Annotated in this window: 23 protein-coding genes; 14 read left to right on the forward strand and 9 right to left on the reverse strand. The window is 58.5% G+C overall.

Annotation, left to right across the window (positions count from 1 at the left end):
- Nucleotides 1–43: 43 nt before the first annotated feature.
- A complete protein-coding gene (gene anmK / locus BVU99_RS17030; RefSeq protein ID WP_025302667.1) occupies nt 44–1,165 on the reverse strand; it encodes an anhydro-N-acetylmuramic acid kinase in 1,122 nt (373 codons plus the stop codon).
- A 351-nt stretch (nt 1,166–1,516) separates the two neighbouring features.
- On the opposite strand from anmK, the gene BVU99_RS17035 reads away from it, so the two are divergent.
- A complete protein-coding gene (locus BVU99_RS17035; RefSeq protein WP_025159710.1) occupies nt 1,517–1,981 on the forward strand; it encodes a glycine zipper 2TM domain-containing protein in 465 nt (154 codons plus the stop codon).
- A 92-nt stretch (nt 1,982–2,073) separates the two neighbouring features.
- Here the strand turns inward: BVU99_RS17035 and slyA are convergent, their stop codons facing one another.
- On the reverse strand, nt 2,074–2,505 hold the full coding sequence (gene slyA / locus BVU99_RS17040) for a transcriptional regulator SlyA (protein WP_004931301.1): 432 nt from the start codon (nt 2,503–2,505) through the stop codon (nt 2,074–2,076).
- A 180-nt stretch (nt 2,506–2,685) separates the two neighbouring features.
- Here slyA and BVU99_RS17045 point away from each other — a divergent pair, with 180 nt between their 5' ends.
- Genes BVU99_RS17045 through BVU99_RS17055 form a run of 3 tightly spaced genes read left to right on the forward strand, consistent with a single transcriptional unit; the run spans nt 2,686 to nt 5,823 of the window.
- On the forward strand, nt 2,686–2,922 hold the full coding sequence (locus tag BVU99_RS17045; RefSeq protein WP_004931303.1) for a DUF1656 domain-containing protein: 237 nt from the start codon (nt 2,686–2,688) through the stop codon (nt 2,920–2,922).
- Between the two features lie 3 nt (nt 2,923–2,925).
- On the forward strand, nt 2,926–3,789 hold the full coding sequence (locus tag BVU99_RS17050) for an HlyD family secretion protein (RefSeq protein WP_004931305.1): 864 nt from the start codon (nt 2,926–2,928) through the stop codon (nt 3,787–3,789).
- Nucleotides 3,790–3,792: 3 nt separating this feature from the next.
- On the forward strand, nt 3,793–5,823 hold the full coding sequence (locus BVU99_RS17055) for an FUSC family protein (RefSeq protein WP_099816799.1): 2,031 nt from the start codon (nt 3,793–3,795) through the stop codon (nt 5,821–5,823).
- Here BVU99_RS17055 and sodC read toward each other — a convergent pair whose 3' ends face one another.
- Nucleotides 5,824–6,345 (reverse strand): superoxide dismutase family protein, encoded by a 522-nt coding sequence (sodC, locus tag BVU99_RS17060; protein WP_025302665.1) that lies wholly within the window; start codon nt 6,343–6,345, stop codon nt 5,824–5,826. It lies immediately after the preceding gene.
- Between the two features lie 241 nt (nt 6,346–6,586).
- Between sodC and BVU99_RS17065 the strand changes: the two genes are divergently transcribed.
- Nucleotides 6,587–8,431: a polyurethanase gene (locus BVU99_RS17065; protein WP_099816798.1), complete on the forward strand. Its 1,845-nt coding sequence runs from the start codon at nt 6,587–6,589 to the stop codon at nt 8,429–8,431.
- Between the two features lie 61 nt (nt 8,432–8,492).
- Here BVU99_RS17065 and BVU99_RS17070 read toward each other — a convergent pair whose 3' ends face one another.
- The 3 genes from BVU99_RS17070 to BVU99_RS17080 all read right to left on the reverse strand — a co-directional run bounded on the left by BVU99_RS17070 (nt 8,493) and on the right by BVU99_RS17080 (nt 10,681).
- The gene (locus BVU99_RS17070; RefSeq protein ID WP_025302663.1) at nt 8,493–9,389 is read right to left on the reverse strand and encodes an aldo/keto reductase family oxidoreductase; all 897 of its coding nucleotides are present in this window, start codon (nt 9,387–9,389) and stop codon (nt 8,493–8,495) included.
- 99 nt (nt 9,390–9,488) lie between these two features.
- Nucleotides 9,489–9,728: a DUF1289 domain-containing protein gene (locus BVU99_RS17075; RefSeq protein ID WP_015377731.1), complete on the reverse strand. Its 240-nt coding sequence runs from the start codon at nt 9,726–9,728 to the stop codon at nt 9,489–9,491.
- Nucleotides 9,729–9,751: 23 nt separating this feature from the next.
- Nucleotides 9,752–10,681, reverse strand: a complete 930-nt coding sequence (locus BVU99_RS17080; RefSeq protein WP_025302662.1) for a LysR substrate-binding domain-containing protein — start codon at nt 10,679–10,681, stop codon at nt 9,752–9,754.
- Nucleotides 10,682–10,820: 139 nt separating this feature from the next.
- On the opposite strand from BVU99_RS17080, the gene BVU99_RS17085 reads away from it, so the two are divergent.
- From BVU99_RS17085 to rnt, 6 genes are all read left to right on the forward strand, one after another.
- Entirely contained in the window at nt 10,821–11,462 is a 642-nt protein-coding gene (locus tag BVU99_RS17085) for an NAD(P)-dependent oxidoreductase (RefSeq protein ID WP_025302661.1), read from the forward strand.
- Between the two features lie 139 nt (nt 11,463–11,601).
- Nucleotides 11,602–13,239 (forward strand): phosphoethanolamine transferase EptA, encoded by a 1,638-nt coding sequence (eptA, locus tag BVU99_RS17090; RefSeq protein WP_025302660.1) that lies wholly within the window; start codon nt 11,602–11,604, stop codon nt 13,237–13,239.
- 117 nt (nt 13,240–13,356) lie between these two features.
- Nucleotides 13,357–13,962, forward strand: a complete 606-nt coding sequence (locus BVU99_RS17095; RefSeq protein ID WP_089180521.1) for a TetR/AcrR family transcriptional regulator — start codon at nt 13,357–13,359, stop codon at nt 13,960–13,962.
- Nucleotides 13,963–14,049: 87 nt separating this feature from the next.
- Nucleotides 14,050–15,153 (forward strand): alkene reductase, encoded by a 1,104-nt coding sequence (locus BVU99_RS17100; protein ID WP_025302658.1) that lies wholly within the window; start codon nt 14,050–14,052, stop codon nt 15,151–15,153.
- A gap of 335 nt (nt 15,154–15,488) precedes the next feature.
- Complete coding sequence (gene gloA, locus BVU99_RS17105; RefSeq protein ID WP_004931325.1) at nt 15,489–15,896, forward strand: lactoylglutathione lyase; 408 nt, start codon at nt 15,489–15,491, stop codon at nt 15,894–15,896.
- Between the two features lie 79 nt (nt 15,897–15,975).
- A complete protein-coding gene (gene rnt, locus BVU99_RS17110) occupies nt 15,976–16,659 on the forward strand; it encodes a ribonuclease T (RefSeq protein WP_049295485.1) in 684 nt (227 codons plus the stop codon).
- A 68-nt stretch (nt 16,660–16,727) separates the two neighbouring features.
- Here rnt and BVU99_RS17115 read toward each other — a convergent pair whose 3' ends face one another.
- The gene (locus BVU99_RS17115; protein WP_004931329.1) at nt 16,728–17,075 is read right to left on the reverse strand and encodes a Grx4 family monothiol glutaredoxin; all 348 of its coding nucleotides are present in this window, start codon (nt 17,073–17,075) and stop codon (nt 16,728–16,730) included.
- A 416-nt stretch (nt 17,076–17,491) separates the two neighbouring features.
- Between BVU99_RS17115 and BVU99_RS17120 the strand changes: the two genes are divergently transcribed.
- Both BVU99_RS17120 and sodB read left to right on the forward strand, forming a co-directional pair.
- The gene (locus BVU99_RS17120; protein WP_043141154.1) at nt 17,492–18,310 is read left to right on the forward strand and encodes a C40 family peptidase; all 819 of its coding nucleotides are present in this window, start codon (nt 17,492–17,494) and stop codon (nt 18,308–18,310) included.
- 198 nt (nt 18,311–18,508) lie between these two features.
- Nucleotides 18,509–19,087 (forward strand): superoxide dismutase [Fe], encoded by a 579-nt coding sequence (gene sodB, locus BVU99_RS17125; protein ID WP_004931333.1) that lies wholly within the window; start codon nt 18,509–18,511, stop codon nt 19,085–19,087.
- Between the two features lie 61 nt (nt 19,088–19,148).
- Here the strand turns inward: sodB and BVU99_RS17130 are convergent, their stop codons facing one another.
- Nucleotides 19,149–19,238 (reverse strand): YnhF family membrane protein, encoded by a 90-nt coding sequence (locus BVU99_RS17130; RefSeq protein WP_019455989.1) that lies wholly within the window; start codon nt 19,236–19,238, stop codon nt 19,149–19,151.
- Between the two features lie 324 nt (nt 19,239–19,562).
- On the opposite strand from BVU99_RS17130, the gene purR reads away from it, so the two are divergent.
- Nucleotides 19,563–20,588: an HTH-type transcriptional repressor PurR gene (gene purR, locus BVU99_RS17135; protein ID WP_025302656.1), complete on the forward strand. Its 1,026-nt coding sequence runs from the start codon at nt 19,563–19,565 to the stop codon at nt 20,586–20,588.
- On the opposite strand, the gene punR is transcribed toward purR, so the two are convergent.
- Nucleotides 20,585–21,529, reverse strand: coding sequence for a DNA-binding transcriptional activator PunR (gene punR, locus BVU99_RS17140; protein ID WP_025302655.1), 945 nt, complete (start codon nt 21,527–21,529; stop codon nt 20,585–20,587). The genes purR and punR overlap by 4 nt on opposite strands.
- Nucleotides 21,530–21,575: the final 46 nt, after the last annotated feature.

The following is a 21,575-nucleotide window of genomic DNA, read 5'->3' on the forward strand; positions in this document are numbered from 1 at the left end:
TGTTGCTCCTTAGAGAAATCCTTCACAGGTTATCCTAACAGAGCTAACGGCCCCTCAACGGCAAAACCGGATAAATCCCACCCAGCACCGTTTCACGGCTGGCGCCGGTGACCGAAGGCAGGTTGCCGGCCTGGCCGGACAGCGTGCGAAACGCCAGCCAGGCAAAGGCCAGCGCCTCCATGTCGTCTCCGCTGACGCCGCAATCGTCGGTCAGCCCGACCTCCGTGCCCGGCAACAGCGCCGACAGGCGCGCCATCAGCAGCGTGTTGCGCGCTCCGCCACCGCAGACCAGCAGGCGCTCGCACCCGCCGGCTAGTTGTACCTGTTCGCTGATGCTGACGGCGGTCAGCTCTGTCAGCGTGGCCTGCACGTCGACCGGCGCAATCGCCGGCAATCCGGCCAGCTGCCGCTCCAGCCAGGCGATATTGAAATACTCTCGGCCGGTGCTTTTCGGCGCCGGTAGCGCAAAGTAAGGGTCCGCCAGCATTTGCTGCAACAGCGGCAAGCAGACTCGCCCCTGCATCGCCCAGCCGCCGTCCTGATCGTAAGGTTGCGCACGGTGACGCCAGACCCAGGCATCCATCAGCATATTGCCCGGCCCGGTATCGAAACCGCGCACCGGCGCACCGGGCAACAGCAGAGAAAGGTTGGCAATGCCGCCGACGTTCAGCACCATACGCCGCTCGACGGGATGCCCCAGCAGCGCCTGATGAAACGCAGGCACCAGCGGCGCGCCCTGCCCGCCGTAGGCCATATCGCGCCGGCGGAAATCGCCGACGGTGGTGATATTGGTCAGCGCGGCGATGCGGTTGTTGTCGCCGAGCTGCATCGAGAAACGCGCGTCGCCTTCCGGTTCGTGCCACACCGTCTGGCCGTGGCAACCGATGGCGGTGATCTGCTCGGCGTCGATGCCGGTTTGCTTCAGCAGGCCAAGCACCGCCTCGCCAAACAGCGTGCCCAGCTGTGCGTCCAATCGGCCGACGGCGGCCAGCGTGGTCTGCTGCCCCTGGCACATCCCCAGGATCTCTTTTTTCAGCGCGATCGGCATCGGATGGCTATAGCTGGCCTGCTGCGCCACCATGCGATCGTCGATCGCGGCCAATACCACATCGATTCCGTCCAGACTGGTGCCGGACATGACGCCTATATAGCGGCCTGACTTCATAGCAACATCCTCTAACCCGCGCGGTAAGCAAATTTTATCCTGACAAATAAACCAGAATTGCCGGATTAACGCCATGAATTATGATGCTTTTTTTACACGCCGTGAGCCAGGTGCGCCGCGGTGGCACATTTCATGTGTTAAACCGTGCGTTAACCGGCAACGGAATGTCGGTGAGGCTGTCATAAAGGTAAACCGCGGTTTATTATTGGTTGAACAGAGAAAAGTTAAGCTGCGTGCAGCGATGAGGCATGGCGCTGTATCAACTTTCAGCCATACTTTGTCTATCATTTTCACTGAATCTTGCCTGGTGAGCATTGCCAGGTTATGGACTACTACCATCAGGAGTTTTATATGATCAAGCGTCTTCTCGTCGTTGCCGTCGCCGCCGTTACGTTGGCTGGGTGTGCCAATGAATCCATGTCCGGCGATGTCTACTCGTCCTCGCAGGCCAAACAGGTGCAGAACGTCACCTACGGGACGCTGGTTTCCGTGCGTCCGGTGAAAATTCAGGGCGGGGAAGGTTCCAACGCCTTGGGGATGATCGGCGGCGCAGTGATTGGCGGGCTGTTGGGTAACACCGTTGGCGGCGGTACCGGTCGTACGCTGGCTACCGCGGCGGGCGCTATCGCCGGCGGCGCAGCGGGCAACAGCATCGGTGAAGTGGCCGGTCGTACCTCAGGCTACGAGCTGGAAATCAAAACCGACCAGAAAGAGAACATCGTCGTGGTGCAGAAAGCGGGCGACACCAAGTTCAGCCCGGGCCAGCGCGTGCGCATGGCGCGCATGGGCGACACCATCACCGTCTCTCCGCTGTAAGTCAGCCGGCGGCACACGGCAAACCGGAGGCAATCGCCTCCGGTTTTATTTCTGATGCTGTGAAACTGTAATCGTAGAAAATAAGAATATTATTATTTGTTCTGCAGTTCGGTGATATTTTGTTCTAACTTGCCAATCAGCCCTACCAACAGATGCACTTCGTCGGCGGTAATGCCGCTTAAAATCTCACTGCGCGTAGACGTGATCACACTATCGACTTCTCTGATGATCGGATCGGCCGCTTCGGTCAACTTGATGCGCTTCGCACGGCGATCGTTGGCACAGGTGTGACGCGTGATAAGCCCCTTCTCCTCCAGTTGGTCCAGCGTGCGAACCAGTGACGGTTGCTCGATACCGATCGCCTTGGCCAGCTGGATTTGCGACTGCTCCGGCGGCAAGCGATTGATATTGTGCAACGTAACCCAATGCGTTTGGGTCAGCTCCAACGGCTTGAGCCGGTGATCGATGAGCGCTCGCCAAACACGAACCAATCGTGCTAAATCTGAACCTAATGTTGACTCCACTTACCCCTCCTTATAATTAGCATGCTAACATTACCTCCCAGAGCTTAGACTATTTTGGGTAACTCACATTAAAAACACAAATGTATATAATGTATATTGTGGAAATAACCACTATTTTTAGCCGCTATTGTTTAATCGTTATGCAAATATTCAACATATTCACCCTTAGGGATTGTTAATGTGAATACATCATGGTTACACACCTCATCCCCCTTACCCGATTTGGTCCTGGGGGCATCGCTTTATTTTCCACCTATATTTAAAGCTTTTTTACTAGGACTGGTCTTATGGCTGCTGATTCATCAGCTGCTGAGAGACTGGATGTATTCCGGTGAAATCTGGCATCCCATGTTGATGGACCTGTCCATTTTCGTTCTGACCGTCAGCGGTTCCTTATGGATTTTAGCGAGTTGGTAACCCATGCAGCATAAAACATTAAAATACTTCTCTACGGTGATCGTCTGCGCCATTGCCGTCTGCGCCGGTTGGTGGCTCTGGAATTATTATATGCAATCCCCATGGACCCGTGACGGAAAAGTGCGCGCAGAACTCGTCAATATCACCCCTGAAGTCTCTGGAAGATTAGAGAAAATAAGCGCGAATGACAATCAGTTCGTACCTGCGGGAAGTCTGATTTTTACCCTCGACCCGGTGCCCTACCAGATTGCGCTGGACAATGCCGAGGCCGCGGTGGCAAAAGCGCAATCCGATCTGGCCAAAGCGGACCATGAGGCTGCCCGCCGCCGCGGTTTACCGCGTAACGTTATTTCCGCTGAAGACTTGGACGAGTCCAATTTAGCCGCTCAGGCAATGAAGGCCGCCTATAAAGCCGCCCTGGCCAACCTGGAACAGGCCAAATGGAATTTGAGCAAAACCAAAATTTATGCGCCAACCGACGGTTATATCACCAACCTGCAGGCACGCGTCGGAAACTACGCCAACGCCGGCACGCCCCTGGTGGCGTTGGTGGATGTGCATTCGTTTTATGTGCTCGGATATTTCGAAGAAACCAAGCTGAAGCATATAAAAGAAGGCAATAAAGCGGACATCGTTTTATATAACGGCAACACGCCGCTACAGGGGGAAGTAGAGAGCATCGGACGCGCCATTTACGATCAGAGCGTCGACAGCAGCAACGATCTATTAATGGACGTTAAGCCCAATGTTCCTTGGGTACGTTTGGCCCAGCGTGTGCCGGTGCGGATAAAATTGCTCAACGTGCCCGCCGATTTGACGCTGGTCGCCGGTACCACCTGCACCATTTCGATTCATCAGCGGAACTAAAGTGTGAACCTGCCTTTTCTGGAGTGGAGCCGTACCCCCTGGGGTAAGGCGACCGGCGGCCAATGGCGCTATGCGCTGCGCAACTCGCTGGCGATGTGTCTGGCGTTGTGGGTGGCGTTCGTGCTCGAGCTCGACGAACCCTATTGGGCGCTCACCTCCGCCGCGGTGGTGAGTTTCCCCACCATCGGCGGCGTGATCAGCAAAAGCATCGGCCGCATCTTCGGCAGCCTGGTGGGCGCCGCCGCCTCGGTAGCGATCGCCGGCCACTGTCTGAACGATCCCTGGCTGTTTACGCTGTTCATCGCCGCCTGGATCGGGCTGTGCACCTACGTCTCGAATCATTACCAAAACAACGTCTCTTACGCCTTCGCGCTGGCGGGCTATACCGCCGCCATCATCGCCTTCGGTACGGTCAACGTCACCGATACCCAGCAGATATTCGATATCGCTCAGGCGCGGGTTTGCGAAGTGATCACCGGTATTCTGTGCGGCGGGTTGATGATGATGATCCTGCCCAGCACCTCTGACGGCGAAGCCTTGCTGACCTCGCTGCGGCGCATGCAGCTACGCCTGCTGGAGCACGCCGCCATGCTGTGGCAGCCGGAGGTCACCGCGCAGATGCGCACCTCGCACGAGGGGGTCATCGGCCAGATCCTGACCATGAACCTGCTGCGCATTCAGGCATTCTGGAGCCACTACCGGCTGCGGCGGCAAAATAACCTGCTCAACTATCTGCTGCACCAGCAGCTGCGCATTACCAGCGTCATTTCCAGCCTGCGCCGCATGCTGCTGAACTGGCCGGATCGCCCTGCTAATCTGATGCCGGTGCTGACACAGCTGCTGGACGAGCTGCGCGATCCCGCCACCGATAAATATCGCTTGGCGCGTCTGCTCCAGCAGATCGCCCCGCAAGATGCGACGGACTACCGCCATCGCGCCTTCTGGCTGCGGTTGCGCGATTTCTGTTGGCTTTACCTGCGCTGCAACCGCTGGCTGCTGCGGTTGGAAAGCGCCACGGCGGTCAGCGATCTCCAGCCGCCGCACGTCACCTCACTGGCGCGCCACACCGACAGCTACGAAGCCGCCTATAACGGCCTGCGCACCTTTTTATGCATCGTGATCGGCTGCGCCTACTGGATCAACACGCAGTGGGACGCCGGCAGCGCGGCGCTAACGCTCACCGCCATCAGCTGCGTGCTCTACTCCTCCACGCTTTCGCCGATCAACAGCGTCAGCACCTTGCTCAAGGCGGTGCTGCTGCTCTCGGTCGCCTGCTTTGTGGTGAAATTCGGTTTGATGATCCAGATTGACGACTTCTGGGTGTTCTGCGCCTTCCTGTTCCCTATTCTGGTGACCATGCAAATGCTCAAGCTGCAGAATCCGCCTTATGCCGCGCTCTGGGGGCAGCTGATCGTCTTCATGGGCTCGTTTCTGACCGTCAGCAACCCGCCGAGCTATGACTACCAGTCCTTTATCAATGACAACATCGGTAAAATCGTCGGTGTATTGCTGGCCGGGTTGGCGTTTCAGATCCTACGCCCCAGTTCGGACAAGCGAAAGAGCCGCCGCATTATCCGCGCGCTGCGGCGCGATTTTATCGATCAGTTGAGCAAAAAGCCGCAGCAGAGCGAAAGCCAGTTCGAATCGCTGATCTACCATCGCATCAGCCAACTCAATCAGAGTCAGGATCAGGAGGCCCGCACCTGGCTGCTGCGCTGGGGCGTGGTGCTGCTCAACTGCAGCCATATCGTCTGGCAGCTGCGCGACTGGCAGACCCGTTCCGATCCGCTGTCGGCGGTGCGCAACGTCTGTATCCACTGCCTGCGCGGCATTATGACGGAGAAAGGCGTGCAGCACAGTTCGCTGGACGCCACGCTGCAGGAGCTGCTGCGCATGAGCAACGCGTTGGCGCACCACCCGGAACAGGCGGCGCGCGATCTGGCCGGCCTGATCTGGCGGCTCTACTGCTCACTGCAGCAATTGCAACAGGCGATGGGGCAGCCCGCCGCCGCACCGGCCGTTAGCGGCGGATGATCACTTGACCACGCCGCAGGCGAAGCGTTCGCCGCCGCCGCCGAGCGGCTGTGGATGATCCGAATGGTTATCGCCGCCGGCGTGCACCATCAGCGCCTTGCCCTCTATTTCGCTGATTTTTTTCAGCCGCGGTGCCAGCACCGGGTAGTTTGCCATGCCGTCGGCGGTCACATAGATGGCCGGCAGATCGCCCAGGTGCCCGTCGGCGTACGGCCCGAGGTGTTTCCCGGTCTTTTGCGGGTCGAAATGTCCGCCGGCCGCCAGCGCCGCCACCGCTTTACCTTCCTTCATGCCCGGCTCGCAGCTGCCTTTTTCATGCACGTGGAAACCGTGTACTCCGGCCGGCAACGCTTTCAGGCTCGGCGTGAACAGTAAGCCATACGGCGTTTCGCTGATGACTACCTTGCCGATATCCTGACCGATACCCTGCCCGGTCACCAGATGCATCTCAACGTCAGCTGTCGCCGCCTGAGCCGCGCCACACGCCATCAAGCCGAGCGCCGCATACCAATAACGTTTCATCAATCAGTCTCCTTAATGACTACATCGAGCTATCAGTATAGGAGAGCCTGCGTCGGCACTGTTAACCAACGCACAATCTCGCTAATTTGATTCGCAGGCCTAATATTTAGCACTAATAATAATTCTACCGATGTTGGTCCTCTGACCAGCTGTCGTTCGGCTAACGTTGTTTCCCTGTTTCCACCGCCGACGCATGAGAGTTCACTCCCCGGCCAGGCGGCATACTTCATAAGGAACTGATATGGGCATCTTTAGCTATAAGGATCTGGACGAAAATGCGTCGAAGGTGCTGTTTTCCGACGCCTTGGCCATCTCTACCTACGCTTACCATAATATCGATAACGGCTTCGATGAAGGCTATCACCAGACCGGTTTCGGCCTCGGTCTGCCGCTGACGCTGGTCACTGCGCTGATCGGCAGTACCCAGTCGCAGGGTGGCCTGCCTGGCCTCCCTTGGAACCCCGACTCCGAACAGGCCGCGCAGGAGGCGGTAAACAATGCCGGCTGGTCGGTGATCAGCGCCGCGCAGCTCGGTTACGCCGGCAAAACCGATGCGCGCGGCACCTACTACGGCGAGACAGCCGGTTACACCACCGCGCAGGCCGAAGTACTGGGCAAATATGACAGCGAAGGCAATCTCACCGCCATTGGCATCTCATTTCGCGGCACCAGCGGCCCGCGCGAGTCGTTGATCGGCGATACCATCGGCGATGTGATTAACGATCTGCTGGCCGGGTTCGGGCCGAAAGGCTATGCCGAAGGCTATACGCTGAAGGCCTTCGGCAATTTGCTGGGCGACGTGGCGAAATTCGCTAAGGCCCACGGGCTGAGCGGTGAAGACGTGGTGGTCAGCGGCCACAGCCTCGGCGGGCTGGCGGTCAATAGCATGGCGGCGCAGAGCGACGCCAACTGGGGCGGCTTCTACGCGCAGTCCAACTATGTCGCCTTCGCCTCGCCGACCCAGTACGAAGCCGGCGGTAAGGTGATCAACATCGGCTACGAGAACGACCCGGTGTTCCGCGCGCTCGACGGCACCTCACTGACCCTGCCGTCACTGGGCGTACATGATGCGCCGCACGCCTCCGCCACCAACAATATCGTCAACTTCAACGACCACTACGCGTCGGACGCCTGGAACCTGCTGCCGTTTTCCATTCTCAACATTCCGACCTGGCTGTCGCACCTGCCGTTCTTTTATCAGGACGGCCTGATGCGGGTGCTGAACTCCGAGTTTTATTCACTGACCGACAAGGACTCGACCATCATCGTCTCCAACCTGTCGAACGTGACGCGCGGCAATACCTGGGTGGAAGACCTGAACCGCAACGCGGAAACGCACAGCGGACCGACGTTTATCATCGGCAGCGACGGCAATGATTTGATCAGGGGCGGCAAAGGCAACGACTATCTCGAGGGCCGCGACGGTGACGATATCTTTCGCGACGCCGGCGGCTATAACCTGATCGCCGGCGGCAAAGGCCACAATATCTTCGATACCCAGCAGGCGTTGAAAAACACCGAGGTCGCCTACGACGGCAACACGCTTTACCTGCGCGATGCCAAGGGCGGCATTACGCTGGCGGACGACATCAGCACCCTGCGCAGCAAAGAAACCTCCTGGCTGATTTTCAGCAAAGAGGTGGATCACCAGGTGACAGCAACCGGATTGAAATCGGATGCGGGCCTCAAAGCCTATGCCGCCACTACCACCGGCGGCGACGGCGATGACGTCCTGCAGGCTCGCGGCCACGACGCCTGGCTGTTCGGCAACGCCGGCAACGACACGCTGATCGGCCACGCCGGCGGCAATCTGACCTTCGTCGGCGGCAGCGGCGATGACATCCTGAAGGGCGTCGGCAACGGCAATACCTTCCTGTTCAGCGGGGATTTTGGCCGCGACCAGCTGTATGGCTTCAACGCCACCGATAAACTGGTGTTTATCGGTACCGAAGGCGCCAGCGGGAATATTCGCGACTACGCCACGCAGCAAAACGACGATCTGGTGCTGGCCTTCGGGCACAGCCAGGTCACGCTGATCGGCGTCTCGCTCGATCACTTCAATACCGATCAGGTGGTGTTGGCCTAAGGATCAGCATAAAAAAAAGCCGGGCGCTTTCGCCGCCCGGCTTTCCTCTTTCTGCTCCGCCTTAGGGCACGTCATACCCCAGCGCCGCCTTGCGAATGCGGAACCACTGCTGGCGGTTCAACACCAGTTTCTGCGCCTTCAGCGCCGAGCGCACCCGCTCAATCTTGCCGGAGCCGATAATCGGCAGCGGCGAAGACGGCAGGCGCATCACCCAGGCATACACCACCTGCTCGATGGTCTCGGCGCCGATCTCTTGCGCCACTCGCTGCAGCTCGTCGCGCAGCGGCTGGAACTCAGCATCGTTGAACAAGCGGCCGCCGCCCAGGCAGGACCAGGCCATCGGCTTGATGCGCAGCTGCTGGCACTGGTCGAGCGTGCCGTCCAGGATCGCCGGTTGGTGAATCGGCGAGATCTCCACCTGATTGGTGACCAGCGAGAACGGCAGGCGCGACTGCAGCAGTTGGAACTGCGCAGGCGTAAAGTTGGAGACGCCAAAATGGCGCACCTTGCCGCTTTTGTGCAGCGCGACAAAGGCTTCGGCCACGTCGTCAGCGTCCATCAACGGATCCGGGCGGTGGATCAGCAACAGGTCCAGGTAGTCGGTATGCAGATGGCGCAGCGACTGTTCCGCGCTCTGTACGATATGATCGCGGTCGGTGATGTAGTGGCCGATCGGGTTGCCGGGCTTGGCGGTGGTGGCGATGCCGCACTTGGTCACCAATTCCAGCGACTGGCGCAGCGCCGGCTTCAGGCGCAGCGCATCGCCGAACGCCTGTTCGCAGGCATAGCCACCGTAGATATCGGCGTGATCGGCGGTGGTGACGCCCAGTTCGACATGCTGTTCGATGAACGTCAGCAGCTGCTGCGGCGACATGCCCCACTCCATCAACCGCCAGTAACCGCAAATCATGCGGGAAAATTCAGGCCCCTGCGGCGCGAGACGAATACGTTCTACCATTGCGAAAACCTCATGACATTAGTTGTCAGTCAGCATACACAAGCCAGTGAGGCACAGGGAAGCGGTAAGCCACACGAACGTGCGGCAGATCAGGAAAGGTTAAAACAGTGACGGCTGCTCCGGCAGCGGCTCGTCGGGCGCTTTATTGGCACGCTGCAGCCGCAGGAAGCGTTGACGGCACAGGCGCAGCACCTCGCGCTTTTGCGCGTCGCTCATGTTCATCCAGCCGAAACGCTCCTCGCGGCTGCGTAGGCAGCCACGGCAGAATCCGCGATCGTCAGCCTGGCAAATGCCGCGACACGGGCTGGGAATGTCGAAAAACTCAAGCTGCTGCGCCACGAGGCTCCTCCTGCGTTCTCTTGCTAATTGAAGACGCCATCGCCGCCGCTGGCAAGTCCCTTTTCGCCATTGCGGCGAAAATAGTCGCGCAAATAGCGCAGCGCCTGGCGGCTTTTCTCCGGCATAGTGCGTTCGAGCGTCAGCGCGTTCAGCCGCAGCGGCGCCGGCCGCCACTCCGGCAACAGCAGCAACAGCTCGCCGCGCTGCAGCTCATCGCCAATTTCATACAGCGGCTGAACGGAAATGCCCAGCCCGGCACGGGTAAAGGCGCGCATTACGTTCATGCTCTCACTGACGATCTGCCCTTCCGCCAGCCGTAGCTTAACCTGCTGGCCGGACTGATGCAGCAAGTCCAGATGGGCCCCGCTGTAGCCGCTGGAGATCCAGCGGTGCTGCACCAAATCCTGCGGTTTTTCCGGCACCCCATGCTGGCTGAGATAACGCGGCGCGGCGCACAGCACCATCGGCCACGCCGTCAGCGGATGCGCGATCATATTGGCGTCCGCCAGTTGACGGTTGGCCCGCAGCGCGATGTCGACCCGCTGTTCTATCATGTCGACGATGCGATCGTCCGCCAGCACCCGCAGCGTCAGCTTGGGGTGCGCCTGCAACAGCGGCGACAACGCCTCCGCCAACGAACGGCCGCCGATGCCGACCGGGGTGGCGATGCGCAGCTCGCCCACCAGCGTATCCCGCAGCTCCGCCAGCCGCTGCTCCGCCTGCTTCGCCTGTTGCAGCATCGCCTCGCAGCCGGGATAGAACGCGGCTCCCGCCTCGGTCAGCGCCAGACGGCGGGTGGAACGATGCAGCAATGGCACCCCGAGCGCCTTCTCCAGCGAGCGCATATGCTGACTGACCGCCGACGGCGTCATGCCCAGACGCCGCGCCGCGCCGGCCAGCGATCCCTCCGCCACCACGGTGGCGAATACCGCCATTCGATTGAGTTTATCCACGATTATGAAGTTTTACTTAATCAAGAAAGCATGAATATGGCACTAATCACGGCTATTGTTAAGGACTAGAGTAGACACCACGCAGCAGGCACATCGGCCTGCCTTACGATACTGAACCTATCCCCGAAGGAGCATACAGATGAAAGTAGCCATTATTGGAGCAACCGGTTTTGTTGGCCGCCGCGTGGTAGATGAAGCGCTGGCTCGCGGTATTCAGGTAACGGCAATCGCCCGCCAGAAAAAAGATTTGCCGGAGCACGCCAATCTGACCATCGCACTGGGCGACGTCGCCGACACCGCCTGGCTGGCGGGGCAGTTGCACGGTCAGGATGCGGTGATCAGCGCCTACAATCCCGGCTGGGGCGAAGACAACCTGTATGAGAAGACTACGCGCGGCGCCCAGCAGATCCTTACCGCTGTCGGGCAGGCAGGCGTCAAGCGCCTGTTGGTGGTGGGCGGCGCAGGCAGCCTGGAAGTGGCGCCGGGCGTTGAACTGGTGGATACGCCGCAGTTCCCGGAAAATATCCGCCCCGGCGCGCAGGCGGTGCGCGATCTGCGCAATAAACTGCGCAACGAATCGGCGCTCGACTGGACCTATCTCTCGCCGGCCGCCCTGCTGGAGCCGGGCAAACGCACCGGCCAGTTCCGCCTCGGCACCACGCAACTGCTGATGAACGGCGACGCGCCGGCCAGCATTTCGGTGGAAGATCTGGCGGTCGCTATCGTTGATGAGATTGAAAAACCTCAGTTTATTCGCGCGCAATTCACCGCCGCCTACTAAACGGCCCCACCGCCAGGCCATAAGGCCTGGCGGTTTTCACGTATTCTCCGTCGCCAGTATTCTGAATTTCTAAGGTTTTCTTAAGTTTCATCCGGTAGATTTCACGACATTATCTACTTTCAGGATCCCGACATTGGCAATGTGGTTACGTCAACGCTTACAGTGCAACAGCCTCGGTTTTACCCTCGCCACCGCCCTGTTCTTCACTCTATTTCAAAACGCGTTATTCCTGCATCGCGCCTGGTCGTATATCACCTTCGATAGCGTCCACAGCGTGATTTTCGCGGCGAGCATGCCGGTGGTGATCTTTTGTGCGCTGAATATTATCTTCAGCGTGTTGACCGTGCCCTACCTGCGTAAGCCGTTGATCATCTTTTTCTTGCTCGGCAGCGCCGCAGCCAACTATTTCATGTTCAGCTATGGTGTGGTGATCGACGGCAACATGATGCAAAACGCCTTCGAAACCAACCCGCAGGAGGCGACCGCGCTGCTGACGCCGCGCATGGGATTGTGGCTGGCGCTGCTCGGCATTCTGCCGGCGGTAGCGGTCTGCTTCACCCAAATTCGCCAGACTCGCCCCTGGTGGTACATGGTCGGGCTGCGCGCCGCTAACGTCATGCTGTCGTTGGTGGTGATCCTGATCGTCGCCGCGCTGTTCTACAAAGACTACGCTTCGCTGATCCGCAACAATAAAAGCGTGGTGAAGATGTTGACGCCTTCCAACTTCGTGGCCGGCACCATCAAGTTTACCGAACAACGTTACTTCACCCGCAATCTGCCGCTGGTCAAGATCGGTGAAGACGCGCGTAAAGGGCCGCTGATCGCCAAGCAGACCAAGAAAACGCTGGTGATCCTGGTGGTGGGCGAAACCGCCCGCGCCGAAAACTTCTCCCTCGGAGGTTACGGGCGCGAAACCAACCCGCGCCTGAAGCAGGACGACGTGGTCTACTTCAAGAACGCCAGTTCTTGCGGCACCGAAACGGCGATCTCCGTCCCCTGCATGTTCTCCAACATGCCCCGCAAGGAGTACGACGCGACTCAGGCAACGCATCAAGAAGGTATGCTCGACGTGCTGGCGCATGCCGGCGTCAATGTACTGTGGCGCGATAATGACGGCGGCTGCAAAGGTGCCTGTGACCGGGTGCCGCACGTGGACATGACCAAGCTGAAACTGCCGCAGGACTGTGACGGTGAGGTTTGCATGGACAACGTGCTGCTGTACAAGCTGAACGACTATATCAATAGTCTGAATGACGACGGCGTGATCGTGCTGCACCAGATGGGCAGCCACGGCCCGGCTTACTACCGCCGCAGCACACCAGAATTCCAGACGTTTTCGCCAACCTGCAACAGCAATCAGATCCAGGATTGCAGCCATGAACAGCTGGTGAACACCTACGACAACTCAATCCTGTATACCGACGCAATGCTCGATGCCACCATCAAGCTGCTGCGGCAGTATGACGATCGGTTCAATACCGCACTGGTCTATTTATCCGATCACGGCGAATCGCTGGGGGAAAACGGCATGTATCTGCACGGCACGCCTTATGTCTTCGCGCCGAGTCAGCAAACGCACGTGCCTTTCCTGATGTGGATGTCTGCCGACTATCAGCGCAATTTCGGCATTGATCGCCAGTGCCTGAACACGCTGGCGGAAAAGGACGACGTGTCGCAGGACAACCTGTTCCACACCCTGTTGGGCATGCTGAACGTACAGACCCGCGAATATCAATCCCAGTTGGATATCCTGCAGCGTTGCCGCAACGCGGCGTAGCGCTTAACTTCCGCGTGCCGCTGGGGCACAATAGTTTGCAGACAACCGGCGTTTTGTGCGCCGGTTTTTTTATTCCCATTGACCTAGACCAATCGGTCTATTATGCTCGGCGCCATGATGACCAAATCAACGCATTGCAACGTGGATACACGTGAACATCTGCTCGCCACCGGCGAAACCCTCAGCCTGCGCCTGGGCTTTACCGGCATGGGGCTGAGCGAACTGCTGGCTACCGCGGGCGTGCCGAAAGGCTCGTTCTACCACTATTTTCGCTCGAAGGAAGCCTTCGGCGAAGCGATGCTGCAACGCTATTTCACGCATTATGACGCACAGATGCAGGCGCTGTTTGCCGACAGACGCGGCGATGCCCGCCACCAGCTGCTCGGCTATTACGCCCAGGCTATCAGCTATCACTGCCGCAGCGAATGCCATAACGCCTGCCTGGCGGTGAAGCTTTCCGCCGAGGTGAGCGATCTGTCGGAACCAATGCGCCATGCGCTGGAAACGGGCACCGCTCGCGTGATCGGCCACTTGCAGGAGGCCATCGAGCGCGGTATCGCAGAGGGCTCGCTGTCGGTGGCCATGAGCCCCGCGGCGACCGCAGAAACGCTGTATTCACTGTGGCTCGGCGCCTCGTTGCGCGCCAAGATCCGTCACTCGCTGGCGCCGTTAACCAGCGCGCTGGAAAGCATCGAGTTGCTGCTGCGCCCGCCGCAGCCATAACACCACCGTCTTTTTTCGTGAAAATGCAGTTCGTGTTTTTTTATCGCCCATCACTAGACGACCGGTCTATTAAATACAGGATGCACTATGAAGACTGAAAAATTGCTCTCTCCGCTGAAGGTTGGCGCCGTCACCCTGCCCAACCGCGTGTTTATGGCTCCGCTGACGCGTCTGCGCAGCATCGAACCGGGCGATATTCCTACGCCACTGATGGCGGAATATTATGCGCAGCGCGCCAGCGCCGGCCTGATCGTGACCGAAGCGACGCAGATCTCCTTCCAGGCGAAAGGCTACGCCGGTGCGCCAGGCCTGCATACCCCGGAACAGATCGCCGCGTGGAAACACATCACGCAGGCGGTACACGACAAAAACGGCCACATCGCCGTACAGCTGTGGCATGTAGGCCGCATCTCCCACGCCAGCCTGCAGCCGGGCGGGCAAGCGCCGGTCGCGCCTTCGGCAATCAACGCCGACACCCGCACCACCGTGCGTGATGAAACCGGCGCCTGGGTACGCGTACCGACCTCTACGCCGCGCGCGCTGGAAACCAGCGAGATCCCGGGCATCGTTAACGATTTCCGCCAGGCGACCGCCAACGCGCGTGACGCCGGCTTCGACTTCATCGAACTGCATGCGGCCCACGGCTATCTGCTGCACCAGTTCATGTCACCGGCTTCCAACCAACGTACCGATCAATACGGTGGCAGCATTGAGAACCGCACCCGCCTGACGCTGGAAGTGGTCGATGCCACCATTGCCGAATGGGGTTCCGAGCACATCGGTATTCGTATCTCGCCGCTTGGGCCGTTCAATGGGCTGGACAACGGTGAAGATCAGGAAGAAGCGGCGCTGTATTTGGTGGAAGAGCTGAATAAGCGCAACATCGCTTACCTGCACATCTCCGAACCGGACTGGGCCGGTGGCAAGCCGTATTCCGACGCCTTCCGCGACTCGGTGCGCGCCCACTTTAAAGGGGTGATCGTCGGCGCTGGCGCCTACACCGCCGAAAAAGCCGAAGCGTTAATCGAAAAAGGCTTCATCGACGCGGTGGCCTTCGGCCGCAGCTATATCGCCAACCCGGATCTGGTCGAGCGTTTCCGTCAGCACGCCCCGCTGAACGAACCTAAGCCAGAAACCTTCTACGGCGGCGGTGCCGAAGGCTATACCGACTATCCGTTTCTGGCGAAGTAACCCGTCCTGACCCCAACGGCCACGCAATCGCATGGCCGTTTTTTATGCGCCGCGCGCAAAAAGGCCCGCACAAGGCGGGCCGGGGTTCCCTGGTGTTGTTTATGCTGCAGTTCAATTTCTACACGGTTATGTGGGGAATTGATAATTGATTGTGCAGATCAATTACTTCGTATCGATCGGTACGCTCGATCAATATTTAAACACCACCGCTCCAAACCCGACAGGTGACATTGTCACTCATTCGTCACATTGAATTCCCTTGTAGGACAAGGCTATACTCGCTTGTGCTTCAATCCACCCGCCGTCTGCCACGGCACAGTCAATTCAGAGGAATTATGCGCTTACTCCATACCATGATCCGCGTCGGTGACCTGCAACGTGCCATCGACTTTTACACCAAGGTATTAGGCATGCGTCTGCTGCGCACCAGCGAAAACCCGGAGTACAAATACTCCCTGGCTTTCGTCGGCTATACGGAAGAGAGCGAAGGCGCGGTTATCGAACTGACCTATAACTGGGGCACCGACAGCTACGACATGGGCACCGCCTTCGGCCACCTGGCATTGGGCGTAGACGACGTTGCCGCCACCTGCGACAGCATCCGTCGCGCAGGCGGCAAGGTCACCCGCGAAGCCGGCCCGGTGAAAGGCGGCACCACGGTGATCGCCTTCGTCGAAGATCCGGACGGCTACAAAATTGAGCTGATCGAAAACAAACACGCCGGTCAGGGCCTCGGCCATTAAGCCCCCCCTTCAGGGCGCGCTGGCGCCCTGCTGATTCTCCGCGCGATAGCGCCTGCAACCGGGCGCAAAATTTGCCATAATGCGCGCTGCATTCGATGAAGATAAGAAACTGATGGCCGAAAAAAGTGATCTTAACGCCCTGAGTGGTCGTTTTCGTGGGTTTTATCCCGTAGTAATAGATGTTGAAACCGCCGGCTTCAACGCCAATACCGATGCGTTGCTGGAGATCGCCGCCGTGACGCTGAAAATGGATGAAGATGGCTGGCTGCAGCAGGACGAGACTCTGCACTTCCACGTGGAGCCTTTCGAGGGCGCCAACCTGCAGCCGGAAGCGCTGGCGTTTAACGGCATCGATCCGCACAACCCGTTGCGCGGCGCGGTCAGCGAATACGACGCGCTGCACGCCATTTTCAAAGCGGTGCGCAAAGGGCTCAAGGAGCGCGGGTGCAACCGGGCCATTATCGTGGCGCACAACGCCAACTTCGATCACAGCTTCCTGATGGCCGCGGCCGAACGTGCCGGCCTGAAGCGCAATCCGTTCCATCCGTTCGCCACCTTCGACACCGCTGCGCTGAGCGGCCTGGTGCTGGGCCAAACGGTGTTGGCGAAAGCCTGCATCGCCGCCGGTATGCCGTTCGACAGCAGCCAGGCGCACTCTGCGCTGTACGACACCGAGCAAACCGCCCTGCTGTTTTGCGAGCTGGTTAACCGCTGGAAACGTCTCGGCGGCTGGCCGCTGCCCGCCGGCGATCTCGCCGAATAAGCCCAACAAAAAAGGCGGCCCAGTTTGCACTGGCGCCGCCCGTTACGCGATAACCACAAGCCTGTCGATTAAGACTGCTGGTCTTCCTGCGCTTTATACTTTTCTGCCGTTTCTTTGATCAGCTGCTGCAGTTCGCCGCGCTGATACATTTCGATGATGATATCGCAACCGCCGACCAGCTCACCGTCTACCCACAGCTGCGGGAACGTCGGCCAGTTGGCGTATTTTGGCAATTCGGCGCGGATGTCCGGGTTTTGCAGAATATCCACGTAGGCGAAACGCTCGCCGCAGGCGGACAGCGCTTGCACTGCCTGCGCGGAGAAGCCACAGCTCGGCAGCTTTGGCGAACCTTTCATGTACAGCAGAATCGGGTTTTCAGCGATCTGGTGCTGAATTTTTTCAAGTGTCGTCGTCATTTATTGCTTCCTCAAGCCACATTTCATGGCTACAACATGCATCACGCGGGCTATTGTAGCGGCTGGAACAGTCGCAAGAAAACGCCATCTTTTGCAAGGATATTCGCCCGCCGCCGATCGCGTTTCACCGGCCACGTCATTCCGGTCAAAACATACGTTGAGAATAACATTTTTAATCCGACCATTTCACTAATATATTGCGCCGCGATGACGGCGCGACTTAATTATATCCGCCACCGCCGACTGGCGCTTTTTTATACACCAACAGGCTGATTTTGAAACAAAAAAAATGTCATTAACGTTTTCTCACAATATGGATTATTATTTATGAGTTCTTCGCTGTTTTATATGGCGAAATTCGGGAATACTGTAACTCTTTCGATATCCGCTTCGGGGCCAAGGTTGGTGACGTCGACATGCGTTTAATTCTTACGCTCTTTGCGCTGCTGTTTACGCAGCTCTTCTTCAATTTGGCGCACGCTGCGCCACAGGCGCGTGTTGCCGCCGAGCAGCGTAAAAGCCATGCTAATGAAGCGCGGCCCGATGACCGCAGAAAAAAGAAAGCGGACAAAGCCGCTAAAAAAGCCAAAGTGACGGCCCCCGCGAAAAAAACCAAGACCGCCAAGGCGAAAAGCGAGAAAAGCGCGAAAAAGATCGCCAGCGCCAAACCCAAGGCCAAAGCGCAGAAAACTGCCAAGATTAAAGTCACCCCGCCGAAGAAGGGCTATAAAAAAGGCTATGGTCGCCACCGCGAAGCCGGTATGGCCACCGCTAAACTGGTGCGTGACGAGAAGCCGTTAAAACTTAGCCCGGCGCACAAAAAACGCTACCAACACGCCAAGCAGACCGCGATGGCCAAGCTGATGGATCAGATGGGCAAGCCTTATCGCTGGGGCGGCAGTTCGCCGCGCACCGGCTTCGACTGCAGCGGCCTTATCTATTACGCCTATAAAGACGTGGTGAAAATCAAAATGCCGCGCACCGCCAACGAGATGTATCACCTGCGCGACGCGGCGCCGATCAAGAAAAGCGAACTGGAAAGCGGCGATCTGGTGTTCTTCCGCATCAACAACCGCGGCGTGGCGGACCATGTTGGCGTCTACCTCGGCAACGGCAAATTCATCCAGTCACCGCGCACCGGTGAAGAGATCCGCATCAGCCAGCTCGACAACGACTATTGGCAGAACCACTACATCGGCGCACGCCGCGTAGTAACGCCGAAAACTATCCGTTAATTCCCTGCTCTGTGCGGTTGCGGCCCCGGTCGCAACCGCCTGCTCAAGCTATCGCCCATCGCACCTCCCCACGCGCATTTCTCGCTTTTCTTCCTGTTTTTTATGATGAAAATTGTTAAGATTGAATGACCACAATAAAAAACGGCCCATATAACTCTCGCCCGGCGAGAGGCGAATGGCGCTGTAAAGGAGGAAGCAATGTCGTTTGAATTACCTGCATTACCGTATGAGAAAAACGCGCTCGAGCCGCACATCTCCGCCGAGACCCTGGAATACCACTACGGCAAGCACCACAACACCTACGTGGTTAACCTGAACAACCTGGTGAAAGGCAGCGAGTTCGAGGGCAAATCGCTCGAAGAGATCATCAAGACCTCTAACGGCGGCGTCTTCAACAACGCCGCGCAGGTGTGGAACCACACCTTCTACTGGCACTGCCTGTCACCACAGGGCGGCGGTGAACCGCAGGGCGAACTGGCGGCAGCGATCGTCAAATCCTTCGGCTCTTTCGCTGCGTTCAAAGAGCAGTTCACCGATGCCGCAGTGAAAAACTTCGGTGCCGGCTGGACCTGGCTGGTGAAAAAACCGGACGGCGCGCTGGCGATCGTCAACACCTCCAACGCGGCCACCCCGCTGACCGGTGAAGACAAACCGCTGCTGACCGTTGACGTGTGGGAACATGCGTATTACATCGATTACCGCAATGCGCGTCCAAAATACCTGGAAAACTTCTGGGCGTTGGTCAACTGGACCTTCGCAGCGGAAAACCTGGCGTAAGCGCAGGTTCTGAGGTGATGAGGCGCAGCCTGGCTGCGCCTTTTTTATAACCGGGGGTAAATCAGTTCAACGCGGCAACGAAGCTGAAAGCGATAATGACCGCCAGCGCGCAGACGGTAGTGAACAGCGACATCTTCAATTCGGTATCCATGACAACTCCTTTAAAATGGGCTTTCCTAAGGATAAAAGGCGCACAATTAGTACGTCAAATCATTTTCCCACAGTTCGCCGATAAAATCTTGTTATCATTTCCCGGTTTATAATCTCGATTACCTCTTCCACTTTTGTTCAATATGCGACAAAATTCGCAGTTCACAACTGCGTACCGGCATTCATGCCCCTCCTGATTAAGCGCTGAAGACTTCAACACACTAAAAACTCAGTTTTCGCTTCTCTGGAGAAGGATCTACGTAGGCAAACGATTAACATCACACTTACATGCTGTAAACATGTGAGTTCAGGAGTCATTCCTTACATGGCAACGATTAAAGATGTGGCCAAACGCGCGGGCGTTTCCACCACCACCGTTTCGCACGTCATCAATAAGACTCGTTTCGTCGCCGAAGAGACCAAAGCGGCCGTGTGGGCCGCCATTAAAGAGCTGCACTACTCGCCGAGCGCCGTGGCGCGCAGCCTGAAAGTCAATCACACCAAGTCGATCGGCCTGCTGGCCACCTCGAGCGAAGCCCCCTACTTTGCCGAAGTGATCGAGGCGGTGGAAAACAGCTGCTACAGCAAAGGCTACACCCTGATCCTGTGCAACTCGCACAATAATCTCGACAAGCAGCGCGCCTACCTGGCGATGCTGGCGCAAAAGCGCGTCGACGGCCTGCTGGTCATGTGCTCCGAGTATCCGGATCAGCTGCTGGGCATGCTGGAAGACTACCGTAACATCCCGATGGTGGTGATGGACTGGGGCGCCGCGCGCGGAGATTTCACCGACACCATCATCGATAACGCGTTCGAAGGCGGCTATCTGGCCGGCCGTTACCTGATCGAGCGCGGCCACCGCGATATCGGCGCCATTCCCGGCCAACTGTCACGCAACACCGGCGGTGGCCGTCACCAGGGCTTTATGAAGGCGCTGCAGGAAGCGAATATCGACATTCGCGAAGAGTGGATCGTCCAGGGTGACTTCGAGCCGGAGTCCGGCTATAAGGCGATGCACCAAATCCTGTCGCAAAAACAGCGGCCGACCGCGGTATTCTGCGGCGGCGATATCATGGCGATGGGGGCCATCTGCGCCGCCGACGAGCTGGGCCTGCGCGTGCCGCAGGATATTTCCGTGATCGGCTACGACAATGTGCGCAACGCCCGCTACTTCACCCCGGCGCTGACCACCATTCACCAGCCGAAAGAGCGCCTGGGCGAAATGGCCTTCACCATGCTGCTAGATCGCATCATCAGCAAGCGCGAAGAGTCGCAGGTGATCGAAGTGCATCCGAAGCTGATCGAACGCCGCTCGGTCGCCGACGGCCCGTTCATCGACTACCGCCGCTAATCCCCCGCGCCGGAAGCCTGCGCAGCTTCCGGCTCCACCTCACTCAGCCACTCCTGATTCAACGTCTCTCCATCACCCAGATACGCCAGCAGCCAGCTCATCGCCGGTGACGGTTTATCCTGCTGCCAGGTCAGGCAGCACGGGCTGGCGGGAAACGGCTGCTGCAGCTGCAACGCCTTCAACTCACCGCGCTGCACCCGCGGCAGCGCCAGATGCGCCGGCATCATACCGACGCACAGCCCGGCGCACAGACAGTCGAACGCCGAGGTCCAGTCCGGCACCACCAGCCGCCGCTGGTTATCCAGCGTCCAAGTGACACGCTTGGGCAGATTGCGCGAAGTGTCCTCCAGACAAAGCGCAGGGTACGGCCTAAGCCGATCGTCATTCAACGCCCCTGCCAATTGCGCCAGCGGGTGCTGCGGGCTGACCACGCACAGCCAGTTCATATCCCCCATGTCGCGAAAGGCGAAGCCGCCGCCGACCGGCACCGCGCGGGTGGCGCCAATCGCCATATCCGCCCTGCCGTCCACCAACGCATCCCACACGCCGTTAAACACCTCGGGTTGCAACATCAGTTCAACGTCGGGGAAATGGCGGTAGAAATCCAGCACCAGTTGGCGGCTGCGCTGCGGTTTGACGATGATGTCCACGGCGATATTCAGCTGACCGCGCCACCCGTTAGCCACCTGCTGACAATGGCGGCGTGTGTCGAGCATTTTTTTGATAACAGCTCGCGCATCCTTGATAAATAACGCGCCGGCCGGCGTCAGCTCCACATCACGGTGACGCCGCTCAAACAGCGGCACCGCCAGCCATTGTTCCAACTGCCGCACGGTGTAGCTCACCGCCGACGGCACCCGGTGCAGCTCCTGCGCCGCCGCGCTGAAACTGCCGGTGCGCGCCACCGCGTCAACCACTTCAAGAGAATATTCAGACCACATCGCTTTGCCTTCAATTTTTTTAACAGCACTTTGCAAATATTACCGT

Origin of the sequence: Serratia sp. OLAL2 (assembly GCF_002752475.1) — a bacterium.
Taxonomy (GTDB): domain Bacteria; phylum Pseudomonadota; class Gammaproteobacteria; order Enterobacterales; family Enterobacteriaceae; genus Serratia; species Serratia bockelmannii.

Coding starts and splice junctions, on each gene's coding strand:
- purR (WP_025302656.1), top strand. CDS start 19,563: ATGGCAACGATTAAAGATGTGGCCAAACGCGCGGGCGTTTCCACCACC.
- BVU99_RS17065 (WP_099816798.1), top strand. CDS start 6,587: ATGGGCATCTTTAGCTATAAGGATCTGGACGAAAATGCGTCGAAGGTG.
- BVU99_RS17070 (WP_025302663.1), bottom strand. CDS start 9,389: ATGGTAGAACGTATTCGTCTCGCGCCGCAGGGGCCTGAATTTTCCCGC.
- rnt (WP_049295485.1), top strand. CDS start 15,976: ATGCGCGCTGCATTCGATGAAGATAAGAAACTGATGGCCGAAAAAAGT.
- sodC (WP_025302665.1), bottom strand. CDS start 6,345: ATGAAACGTTATTGGTATGCGGCGCTCGGCTTGATGGCGTGTGGCGCG.
- BVU99_RS17035 (WP_025159710.1), top strand. CDS start 1,517: ATGATCAAGCGTCTTCTCGTCGTTGCCGTCGCCGCCGTTACGTTGGCT.
- sodB (WP_004931333.1), top strand. CDS start 18,509: ATGTCGTTTGAATTACCTGCATTACCGTATGAGAAAAACGCGCTCGAG.
- anmK (WP_025302667.1), bottom strand. CDS start 1,165: ATGAAGTCAGGCCGCTATATAGGCGTCATGTCCGGCACCAGTCTGGAC.
- BVU99_RS17115 (WP_004931329.1), bottom strand. CDS start 17,075: ATGACGACGACACTTGAAAAAATTCAGCACCAGATCGCTGAAAACCCG.
- BVU99_RS17085 (WP_025302661.1), top strand. CDS start 10,821: ATGAAAGTAGCCATTATTGGAGCAACCGGTTTTGTTGGCCGCCGCGTG.
- BVU99_RS17120 (WP_043141154.1), top strand. CDS start 17,492: ATGCGTTTAATTCTTACGCTCTTTGCGCTGCTGTTTACGCAGCTCTTC.
- BVU99_RS17130 (WP_019455989.1), bottom strand. CDS start 19,238: ATGGATACCGAATTGAAGATGTCGCTGTTCACTACCGTCTGCGCGCTG.
- BVU99_RS17095 (WP_089180521.1), top strand. CDS start 13,357: ATGACCAAATCAACGCATTGCAACGTGGATACACGTGAACATCTGCTC.
- punR (WP_025302655.1), bottom strand. CDS start 21,529: ATGTGGTCTGAATATTCTCTTGAAGTGGTTGACGCGGTGGCGCGCACC.
- BVU99_RS17050 (WP_004931305.1), top strand. CDS start 2,926: ATGCAGCATAAAACATTAAAATACTTCTCTACGGTGATCGTCTGCGCC.
- gloA (WP_004931325.1), top strand. CDS start 15,489: ATGCGCTTACTCCATACCATGATCCGCGTCGGTGACCTGCAACGTGCC.
- BVU99_RS17100 (WP_025302658.1), top strand. CDS start 14,050: ATGAAGACTGAAAAATTGCTCTCTCCGCTGAAGGTTGGCGCCGTCACC.
- eptA (WP_025302660.1), top strand. CDS start 11,602: ATGTGGTTACGTCAACGCTTACAGTGCAACAGCCTCGGTTTTACCCTC.